The organism is Hydrogenivirga sp. 128-5-R1-1, from assembly GCF_000171895.1.
Genome location: NZ_ABHJ01000250.1, coordinates 1 through 1,718 on the forward strand (window position 1 = coordinate 1; position 1,718 = coordinate 1,718).

Here is a 1,718-nt window from a genome sequence, read left to right on the forward strand (position 1 = left end):
AGTTCTAAGATTTCAGGATGCTCATTATCTAAGAATACATAGAACTCTTGTTCAAATTTTTGTATAGATTCTACTGGAACATCATCTAAGTATCCGTTAACACCTGCATATATAATTGCAACCTGTTTTTCAACTGGAACAGGTTTGTTTGGAGGCTGTTTTAAAAGCTCAACCATTCTTTGTCCTCTTGCTATTTGCTGCTGTGTAGCTTTATCAAGTTCAGATGCAAACTGAACGAATGCCTCTAGTTCTCTAAACTGTGCAAGCTCAAGTCTAAGCGTACCTGCAACCTGTTTCATAGCTTTTATTTGAGCAGCACCACCAACCCTTGAAACAGAAAGTCCAACGTTAATAGCAGGTCTTATACCTTTGTTGAAAAGGTCTGTTTCAAGGAATATCTGACCATCAGTAATAGAAATTACGTTTGTTGGAATGTAAGCTGCAACATCACCCGCCTGGGTTTCAATAATTGGTAAAGCCGTTAAAGAACCAGCTCCAAGCTCATCATTTAGTTTAGCAGCCCTTTCAAGAAGTCTTGAGTGAAGGTAGAATACATCACCAGGATAAGCTTCTCTTCCAGGAGGTCTTCTTAAAAGAAGAGAAAGCTGTCTATATGCATAAGCATGTTTTGTTAAATCGTCATATATGACAAGGGCATGCATCCCATTGTCTCTGAAGTATTCAGCAATTGTACATCCAACAAATGGAGCAATATACTGCATAGTTGCTGGGTCTGAAGCTGTAGCAGCTACAACAGTTGTATATTCCATTGCTCCGTGTTTTTGAAGAGTTTCAACTATATGTCTTACAACTCCTCTTTTTTGTCCTATTGCTACATAAACACAGTAAACACCCTGTCCTTTTTGGTTCAAAATTGTATCTATTGCCACTGTTGTTTTACCTGTGGCTCTATCACCAATAATTAACTCCCTTTGTCCTCTTCCTATAGGTATCATAGCATCTATTGCCTTAATACCCGTTTGAAGAGGCTCATGAACAGACTTTCTTGATACAACTCCAGGAGCAATTTTTTCAACAGGAGAATAGTATGCGATATCTTCTATTGGTCCTTTTCCATCAATAGGGTTTCCAAGCCCATCAACAACTCTTCCTACTAATCCTTTTCCTACTGGAATTTCTAATATTTTTCCTGTTCTTTTAACAGTGGTACCTTCTTTTATTAAAGACTCATCTCCAAGTAAAACTACACCAACATTATCTTCCTCAAGGTTGAAAACAACACCTGTAACTCCACTTTCAAATTCAAGCATTTCACCCATTACTGCTTTTTCAAGTCCAAAAACTCTCGCAACACCATCACCAACCTGGATAACAGTACCAACTTCTTCAAGGTTTGCCTTTACCTCAAATTCCTCAAGCTGTTTTTTTAACGTTTCAACTATTTCTTCACTTCTTATTGTCATTTATAAACCTCCTGTCTAATCTTTTCTTTATCTTGTTATTTTATAAGCCAAATCTTTTAAAAATGCTTTTACAGAACCATCTATCATATAGCTGCCTGCTTTCACAATTACACCACCAATTATTGAAGGGTCTTGTTTAATTTCAAATTCCACTTTTTTACCTATTTTATTTTCTACAACCTGTTTAATTTCATTTATTTCTTTCTCGTCAAGTTCAAAGGCTGAAATTATTTCACCTGTTACTGTAGCAAAAAACTTTTCAACTTCAAATTTAAACTCGTTAGCTATAACTTT

At 36.1% G+C, this 1,718-nt stretch carries 2 protein-coding genes; both read right to left on the minus strand.

Features of this window, described 5'->3' with window-relative positions:
* A partial coding sequence (atpA, locus tag HG1285_RS02770; RefSeq protein WP_008289039.1) for a F0F1 ATP synthase subunit alpha occupies positions 1–1,424 on the minus strand: 1,424 nt, incomplete at its 3' end.
* A gap of 27 nt (positions 1,425–1,451) precedes the next feature.
* Positions 1,452–1,718: ATP synthase F1 subunit delta (atpH, locus tag HG1285_RS17895; protein ID WP_008289041.1), on the minus strand; the 267-nt coding region annotated here is incomplete at its 5' end.